Source organism: Sphingomonas bacterium, from assembly GCF_903643065.1.
GTDB lineage: Bacteria > Pseudomonadota > Alphaproteobacteria > Sphingomonadales > Sphingomonadaceae > Sphingomonas.
Genome location: NZ_CAHJWX010000058.1, coordinates 1 through 8,148 on the forward strand (window position 1 = coordinate 1; position 8,148 = coordinate 8,148).

Here is an 8,148-nt window from a genome sequence, read left to right on the forward strand (position 1 = left end):
GCTGGCCCGCTTCGCCGCCATCGCCCGGGCGATGGAGGTGACGGGGCTGCGCACCGTCGCCACCGCCGCCGTCCGCGACGCGGGGAACGGCCAGGAGCTGATCGCCGCCGCGCGCGACCTCGGCTTGGCGGTCGAGCTGCTGTCGGGCGAGCAGGAGGCCGAGGCCGCCGGCCATGGCGTGTTGTCCGCCATTCCCGACGCGGACGGCATCGTCGGCGATCTGGGCGGCGGCAGCCTGGAGCTGGTCCGCGTCGTCGCGGGGACCGTCACCGACCGTGCATCCTTTCCGCTCGGCGTGCTGCGCCTGCCCGCGTTGCGCGCCAAGGGCCCGGAGGCGTTCGCGCGTCGGCTCGCCACGATGCTCAAGGAGGCGGGCTGGGCGGGGCGGGGACGAGGCCTGCCCTTCTACCTGGTCGGCGGCTCATGGCGGGCGCTGGCGCGGCTCGACATGGATCGCACGCGCTACCCGCTGCCGGTGATCCACGGCTACCGCTTCTCCCCCGACACGGTGACCGAGCTGACGCGGACGCTGCCCCGCCTGACCAAGCAGCAGTTCCGCGCCGTGCCCGGTCTTTCCGCCGCGCGCGCCGCGACCCTGGGCGACGCGACCGCGCTGCTCGCGACGTTGCTGCGCGAGTTGGGCGGCAGCGAGGCGATCACCTCGGCCGCGGGACTGCGCGAGGGGTTGCATTTCGCCGGCCTGGCCAGGTCCGTCCGCGCGCAGGACCCGCTGATCGTCGCCGCGCGCGAGGAAGGCCGGCTGGCCGGGCGGTTTCCCGAACATGGCGACGTGCTGCACCGCTGGATCGCGCCGCTGTTCGCGGGCGAGAGCGATGCGGACGAGCGGCTGCGCCATGCCGCCTGTCTGCTCGCCGATGTCGGCTGGCGCGCTAATCCGGAGTTCCGCGCCGAACGCGCGCTGGAGGTGGCGCTGCATGGCGATTGGGTGGCGATCGATGCCGCCGGCCGCGCCTGTCTCGCCCAGGCGCTGTTCGCCGCGCTGGGCGGCGCCGGCTCGCCCGAACCGCTGCCGCGTCTTGCGTCCGCCGTCGCCTTGGCGGTCGCGATCCGCTGGGGCCTGGCGATCCGCTTGGGGCAGCGATTGTCGGCCGGTCTCGCCGGACCGCTCGCGCAGGCGAGCCTGACGCAGGATGGTGATCGGCTGACCTTGCGCCTCGCCGATCCGGCACTGGGCGGCGAGGCGGTGGTCAAGCGGCTGGAGACGCTGGCGGCGGCGATGCAGCGGCGGCCGGTGATCGGTTAAGTCGTTCCGTTCTCCAGCGCTTCAGTCTTGCGCAAGCCTGATCGAGAATAATCCTGATGAGCGAAGCACGTGAAAAAGGCCGGGATCGCTCCCGGCCCTGATCGTCTCGACCGCGCAAGCCGGCATCCGTCGACCCAGCCTGGGCTGGGGTGACAAGCGTCAGCCGCCCGCGACCTCCGCGACATCGACCCGGATGCCCGGGCCCATCGTCGACGACACCGCGATCTTGCGGACGTACTTGCCCTTCGCGCCCGTCGGCTTGGCGCGCACCACCGCGCCGACCAGCGCGTCGAAATTCGCGCGCAGATCGGCGGCGGGGAACGATGCCTTGCCGATGCCCGAATGGATGATCCCGGCCTTCTCGACGCGATATTCGACCTGGCCGCCCTTGGCGTCCTTGACCGCTTGCGCGACGTTCATCGTCACCGTGCCCAGCTTGGGGTTGGGCATCAGCCCCTTGGGGCCCAGCACCTTGCCCAGCCGACCGACGACGCCCATCAGGTCGGGCGTCGCGATGCAGCGGTCGAACTCGATCGTGCCGCCCTGGATGACCTCCATCAGGTCCTCCGCGCCGACCACGTCCGCCCCCGCCGCGCGCGCCTCGTCCGCCTTCGCCCCGCGCGCGAACACGCCGACGCGGACCGTCTTGCCGGTGCCTTTTGGCAGGGTGACGACGCCGCGGACCATCTGGTCGGCATGGCGGGGGTCGACACCCAGGTTGAGGGCGACCTCGATCGTTTCGTCGAACTTGCTCGTGGCGTTGCCCTTGGCGAGCGCGATCGCCTCGTCGACGCCGTGGAGCTGTTCCGGATCGATCGTCCAGGTCTTCTGCTTCTTGCTGGCCATCGTTCAGCCCTCCACCACTTGCAGGCCCATCGCGCGAGCGGAGCCTTCGATGATCCTGGTCGCCGACTCGAGGTCGTTCGCGTTCAAGTCGGCCATCTTGGCCTGCGCCACCTCGGCCACCGCCGAGCGCTTGATCGTCCCCGCCGATGTCTTGCCCGGCTCCTTGGAGCCCGATTTCAAATTGGCGGCCTTCTTGAGCAGATAGGTGGCGGGCGGCGTCTTGGTCTCGAAGGAAAAGCTTCGGTCGGCGAAGACGGTGATCACCGTCGGCAGCGGCGTGCCCTTTTCCTGCTCGCCGGTGCGCGCGTTGAACGCCTTGCAGAACTCCATGATGTTGACGCCGCGCTGGCCCAGCGCCGGCCCGATCGGCGGCGACGGGTTGGCGGAGCCGGCGGGCACCTGCAGCTTGATATATCCGGTGATCTTCTTGGCCATAAACTTCCTCTTAGCGGTGCCAGCGGGCGCAAGCCCTCCCGCGATCAAGTCCAGCGATGTGCATGGAAGCGCGCTCGGATAGGCGAAAAAGGCCGCGCCTGCAATGTGGGATCGGGCGCGCGGCACGCTCGCCATGGCCAGCCCCTCACCCCCGCCCAGCGGCGCGAGAACGCCGCCTTCTTCCGGCCTGCGGTGCGGCGGCATCCTGCGGCTGGCGGAAGGGGACAGTCGCCCGTCAGCGCAGCACGATCGTCGCGTCCGGATCGCCCGCGTCGAGCGCGGCCATGTGCGCCAGGATCAGGTCGCGCGTCAGGAAGCGGCCATGATCGCGCTCGTCGTGACGGCGGACGATGGGAAAGGTCGACAGGATGTAGTCGGCATCCGTGCGGCCGATGCCGTAAAGGTGGAAATAGAGCGCATCCAGCCGCGCGCGCCGCTGGCGCCGATCGGACTCGTCCCAGCGGAACGGGGGCAGCACCTCGCCGGTGGCGGGATCGACATGGCCCATGTCGCGCGCGAACGGCGCCATGTCGTGCGCGGTGTAGGTGAGCGCGAGCACCTCGCGCGCGACGATCTGAGCGGCGGTGAGCGGGCCGAAGGTGCGAGTGTAAGCGTCGGGTGGGATGACGGGGAGTTGCTCGATGATGTACCAATTGGCGTGAGTGCCTTGCAGCTTCTGCCGTGCAACATAATCGAGAGCCATCGAGTTGAGGTTGGCAGACAGACAGCCAACGTCACGCGGATCGTCCAGCAATATCAGACCGGCCGTGTTGCCGTACGCGGTGCCGGGCAACACTGCAGAGATGATCGTTCGTGCATCGGTCGGTCGAGCGATGTCACGAAAGGCAAGCGTCCAAGTGCGCTGCGGCTTCACGTCGTCCCAATCGACCCAATATTGTGGTTCGGGCTCAAAGCTCCAGCGTTGTTTCTCGGCGACGGTCACGGTTTCGCTGTTCGCCGGATTGTGCAGGTTTTTCTCGTTTACCGTTACGTTGGAGGCGCGATGATCGAACTGCCAGAACATTCGGCCGACGTAGAGCGGGACGGCACGTGCCTCGCCCTTGCTCAGGCCGTAAGTGCCCTGCTTCGAATACCACCCATCCGCCTCCAAATCCGCCCGCGTCCGGAACAGGTGACTATCGTTGGTCATGTCGAACATGCGTCGATATCTCACCGGCCATGCTGCTACATCCCGCGTCGCTTTATTGGCAGCGTGTCGGACCAGCACCGGCAGGCGGCCATAGATCGCAGTGGTCAGCTCGGCATCGCGGCGGATGCGGAAGACCGGGGCGGTGCCCGAATTGGGGTTCACCGCCGCGAAGTCGTTGGGGGTCAGCGGAAAGGTCGCCTGGTCAAGCGCCGCGTTGCCGGTGCCCGCGAGGAAGAAACCGCATCGTGCCGCCGGGAAGCGGCGCTCACCGCCGCCGAACACGATCACGCAAATCTTGAACCGGCTGTCCACGTCCGGGAAGAACTCCGCGATGCCGCTGGCGGGCCGGTTCGCGAAGTCCAGCAGGCAGCCGAGCCGGCCGGTGGTGCTGATCGACTTGAAGAACCGGCTGGCGGACAGGTCGCCGGCGATGCCGCTGGGGGTGAGCAGGCCGACGATGCCGCCGGGCCTGACCAGCCGCTGCGCGCGCTCGACGAACAGCGAGTAGAGGTTGACGTCGCCACCGCCGAGCAAGGGGAAGTCGCCGCCGCGATCGGCGGGCAGGTTGGCCATTCGTCCCGCCATCGCCGCGAAGCGGCTGGCGCGATCATATTGCGCGGCGAGCGGGTCCTCCATGGCCCGCAATGCCGCGACCCGCGCCTTTCGCTGACTGGCATTGGTCTGGTAGGCGATGGTCGGTTCGCGGGCGGCGAACCATTCCACCTCCTGCATCTTCAGCCGGTCCCATGGTGGATTACCGATCACCGCGTCGAAGCCGCCGGTCGGCCGAGCGCTGCGCCAGTCGCGCCAGACGTTCGGAAAGGCGAGTTCCCAGCTCAGGAAGTTGGCGGTGCGCGCGATCTCGGCGGCGGCGGCGAGCGGCTCCAGCGCGGGGTCGTCGGGCTTGGTGCCGGCGGGCAGCGTGGCGACACGGCCGTAGAAGAAGTCCAGCACCGCCGTCAGCTCGCCGAGCTGGCCGCCGAGCAGCACGTCGAGCGCGCTGCCCTTGCGCTTCATCTCCCATGCCTGGCGCGCGAGATCGAACGATTGTTTCGGGTCGGTCGAGCGATCGGCCTCCCGTTGCAAGGCCTTGGCGCGCTTGAGCGCGCTTTCGGTCGACTCGCCGATCCAGCGGTAACCCTGGAGCAACGCCAGCTTGCCCGCGAGCGCGGCGGTCCGTGCCTCCAGCTCGCCAAAGGCCTGTTCCGACTGTTTCACCTCGACGATGTCGGCGTCGGTCAGCTCCTCGACCATCTCCATCTCGACGATCGAGCGCTGCGCCGCCTTCAGGTCGTCGGCGACGAACAGGCCGCCCTGTTCCAGCGTGGTCATCCCGGGGCCGACCCACTCCCCGAACAGGCTGTCGCCACAGCGCAGGTGGTGATCCAGGAAGGATAGCGGCGCGCCGACGGTGAAGGTGTGCAGCCACAGGCTCAGCTTGGCCAGCTCCACCGCCATCGGGTTCTTGTCGACGCCGTGGATGACGCGCTTCAGGATGATCCGGCGGACGAGCTGGCGATCGACCAGCTGATCCTCCTCGACCCGCCAGCGATGCTCGGCGGCTTGCGTGCGGATGCGCGTGCGGATCGCCTCCAGCCGGTCGAGCAGCGGCGAGCGATACTCGCCGAACCCGACGGCGGCGGCGGCGTCCTCCGTCGCGAGCATCGTCCGATCGGCGAAGTAGTCGACCAGGCTGACGAGGAAGTGACCCGAGCCCATCGCGGGATCGACGATGCGCAGCATCAGGAACGCGCTCGCGGGATCGTGATCGCGCAGCCGGGCAAGCGGATAGGCCGGCGCCTCGCGCGCCTGCGCCGTGCCGGCCTCTGTCTGCACCGCCGCCGCGAACGCCGCCTCGCGCTCCGCCAGCAGCGGGCCGACGGTGCGCCGGATGACGAGCAGCACCAGCTCCTCGGGGGTATAATAGCTGCCGCTGGTCTTGCGCGCGAAGGTCTGCGGGCGCGCGGCGATGCGATCGTCGACCTCGGCCAGATCGAACTCCAGGAGCCGCTCGTAGACGGAGCCGAGGTGCTGCACGTTCAGGTCGCGATAGTTGATGAAGCGCGGATGTTCGCCCAGTCGTTCGCGCGACAGGGCGTCGAGCAGCGGCGCGACCGCCGCATCGGGCATCACCGCGCGATCGAGCAGCGGCGAACGACCCGGCCGGAACAGTCCGCCATTGTACGGCGGCAGGCCGATCGCATCGTCGCCGCCGTCGATCTGAGCCCAGAGCGCGCGCAGATCGCCGTCGTGATTGGTGCGGCGTGCGGAGAGCGCCTCACCGGCGTCGATCGAGCGCGCGACGTCGTTGCGCATCGACCATAGCCCGTCACGCCGCGCGCGGGTGGGCAACAGGCTGCGATCCTCGGCATAGAGTACAAATAGCAGCCGGTAGAGCCAGGTCAGCGTCGCCTCGCGCAGTTCGGCCAGGTAGGCGGGCGTCAGCGCGGCGGGGCGACCGGGATCGGCGAAGGCCAGCGCGTTGGCGAGGTCGGGGAACACGCCCGCGAACACCTTGTCCGCCAGGTCGTCGGTGACGCGCGCCTCGAAGTCGCGGCTGGCGGCGATAGCGCGCGCAAGCCGGGTGTCGCCGCCCGTGTCGGGCGCGAACGCATCACGACCGAACAGGAACAGGAACTGCGCCAGCATGCGATCGGCATGGTCCGGTCCGGCACCGGTGGCCGGCATGACCAGACCCGCCGCCTCCATCAGGTCGATCTCGACGAACCCCTCCAGTCGCGAGCGGGCCTTGTTGTCGTACAGGCGCCAGAGGCGCCCGTTGGTGAGGATGCCGAAACGGACCGCGTCGCCGGACTGCACGCCCACCGTGCCGAGATACCGCAGCACCTGCGTGGACGGCGCTCCGGCCTGGTCGGCGCCGGCGCGGTCGAGAGGCAGGCTCCAGGCCTTCGCCTCGACCAGCGACGCCCCGAGGCCGTAGCGGTCGGCCGCCTGTGGCAGGCGCGCGGCGGTGGCCTTGATCTCGTCGGTCAGGAACAGCAGGTAATCGGGCACGTCGCTGCGCCCCCGCCGGCTCGCCTTTCCTGGACGGAGAAGCGCCAGCCGAGCAGCGCCAGCAGCGGGTCGATCAGGTCGCGTTCGGTGTTGGCCTCGCTGGGCGCCGCTCGCCCAGCGAAGTCGGCGATCAGGCCGGCGACCTGTTCGCGCGCGGCAACCAGCGCGGCGGGGTCGATCCCCCAGCCGGTCTGGAGCGCGATGCCCTCGTCGAGGAAATAGTTGCTGAACAGGTTGCCGGCCATGGCGCTTGCTTAGAACCGGTGGTCGGGGATGACGCAAGGCGGGGCAGGGCGATGCGGCATGCGAAACAAGGTTGAAGAAGGGACGCGGGACTGAAGCCCGCATCGTCGGACGGGTTAGCCTGCGCCGACCCGCCCGCCGGGCAGGCTGTGCCCGGTGATCAGCTGGCGCTGATCACTTGCTTCGTTCGACTTGTTCGAAATCCAGCTCCACCGGCGTCGCGCGGCCGAAGATCGATACCGACACCTTCACCTTGCTCTTGTCGAAGTCCAGTTCCTCGACCGTGCCGTTGAACGAGGCGAAGGGGCCGTCCAGCACCTTGACCGCGTCGCCGATCTCGTAGTTGACCTTGACCTTCTGCTTGGGCGCGTTGGCGGCGGCTTCCTCCTTGGTGTGGAGCATGCGGCCGGCCTCGGTCTCGCTGATCGCCTGCGGCTTGCCGTTGGGGCCGAGAAAGCCGGTGACCTTCGGCGTGTTCTTGACGAGGTGATAGACCTGGTCGTTCATGTCGAGCTTGGCGAGCACGTAGCCGGGCATGAACTTGCGCTCCACCGCGATCTTCTTGCCGCGCCGCGCCTCCGTGACGGTCTCGGTGGGGACCTCGATCTGCTCGACCAGCGTGTCCAGCCCGAGCCGCGTCGCCTCCGCCATGATCGCATCGCGGACCTTGCCCTCGAAGCCCGAATAGGCATGAATGATGTACCAGCGCGCCATCGCGTCGTTCCCTTATATCTACTGCGCGAGCTTGAGCAGCGCGGTGACCACGCCCTCGAACACGCTGTCTACCCCCAGGAAGAACACCGCCAGGACGGTGGTCATGATCGCGACCATCAGCGCGGTCAGCCACGTCTCCTTCCAGGTCGGCCATGCGACCTTGCGGCGCTCGGCCTCGACCTGGCGCGCGAACTGGGCGGGAGTGGTCTTGGCCATCGCTTGCTCCGGGCAGGACCCGTCGGCCGCCGGGCGGCTGAGGACAGGACCCGACGATTGGGGATGATCGCGATGTAGCGGGCGCGCGGCGCGGAGGCAAGGCGGGACTCGACGGCGGGGAGCCGCGCGCGTACGCTCCTGCCGGGGGACGCTGGGGGGCGACATGATCGCGGGGGACGAACAGCATTGGGCATGCGCGCTGGCGGCGTTCGACCGGATCGAGGCGCTGCCGCCGGGCGCGCGCTCGGCGGCGCTGGCGGGGTGC

General features: G+C 69.1%; 7 protein-coding genes. 1 reads left to right on the forward strand and 6 read right to left on the reverse strand.

Annotated elements, in window-relative coordinates:
* Nucleotides 1-1,264, forward strand: a 1,264-nt coding sequence (locus HUU95_RS03550; RefSeq protein WP_174278842.1) for a Ppx/GppA phosphatase family protein, incomplete at its 5' end; no start/stop codon positions are given.
* Nucleotides 1,265-1,423: 159 nt separating this feature from the next.
* Here HUU95_RS03550 and rplA read toward each other — a convergent pair.
* The 6 genes from rplA to secE form a co-directional block, all read right to left on the reverse strand.
* Nucleotides 1,424-2,110: a 50S ribosomal protein L1 gene (gene rplA / locus HUU95_RS03555; protein WP_174278843.1), complete on the reverse strand. Its 687-nt coding sequence runs from the start codon at nt 2,108-2,110 to the stop codon at nt 1,424-1,426.
* 3 nt (nt 2,111-2,113) lie between these two features.
* A complete protein-coding gene (gene rplK, locus HUU95_RS03560; protein WP_174278844.1) occupies nt 2,114-2,545 on the reverse strand; it encodes a 50S ribosomal protein L11 in 432 nt (143 codons plus the stop codon).
* Nucleotides 2,546-2,780: 235 nt separating this feature from the next.
* The gene (locus tag HUU95_RS03565; RefSeq protein ID WP_174278845.1) at nt 2,781-6,710 is read right to left on the reverse strand and encodes an Eco57I restriction-modification methylase domain-containing protein; all 3,930 of its coding nucleotides are present in this window, start codon (nt 6,708-6,710) and stop codon (nt 2,781-2,783) included.
* The gene (locus HUU95_RS03570; protein WP_174278846.1) at nt 6,686-6,955 is read right to left on the reverse strand and encodes a hypothetical protein; all 270 of its coding nucleotides are present in this window, start codon (nt 6,953-6,955) and stop codon (nt 6,686-6,688) included. Before HUU95_RS03570 ends, HUU95_RS03565 begins: the two co-directional genes overlap by 25 nt.
* Nucleotides 6,956-7,127: 172 nt before the next feature.
* The gene (gene nusG, locus HUU95_RS03575) at nt 7,128-7,667 is read right to left on the reverse strand and encodes a transcription termination/antitermination protein NusG (RefSeq protein ID WP_174278847.1); all 540 of its coding nucleotides are present in this window, start codon (nt 7,665-7,667) and stop codon (nt 7,128-7,130) included.
* Nucleotides 7,668-7,685: 18 nt separating this feature from the next.
* Complete coding sequence (secE, locus tag HUU95_RS03580; RefSeq protein WP_174278848.1) at nt 7,686-7,883, reverse strand: preprotein translocase subunit SecE; 198 nt, start codon at nt 7,881-7,883, stop codon at nt 7,686-7,688.
* Between the last annotated feature and the right edge of the window lie 265 nt (nt 7,884-8,148).

Excerpts from the sequence above, each read along its gene's own strand:
- rplK (WP_174278844.1), bottom strand. The coding sequence starts at position 2,545 with ATGGCCAAGAAGATCACCGGATATATCAAGCTGCAGGTGCCCGCCGGC.
- nusG (WP_174278847.1), bottom strand. The coding sequence starts at position 7,667 with ATGGCGCGCTGGTACATCATTCATGCCTATTCGGGCTTCGAGGGCAAG.
- secE (WP_174278848.1), bottom strand. The coding sequence starts at position 7,883 with ATGGCCAAGACCACTCCCGCCCAGTTCGCGCGCCAGGTCGAGGCCGAG.
- rplA (WP_174278843.1), bottom strand. The coding sequence starts at position 2,110 with ATGGCCAGCAAGAAGCAGAAGACCTGGACGATCGATCCGGAACAGCTC.
- HUU95_RS03570 (WP_174278846.1), bottom strand. The coding sequence starts at position 6,955 with ATGGCCGGCAACCTGTTCAGCAACTATTTCCTCGACGAGGGCATCGCG.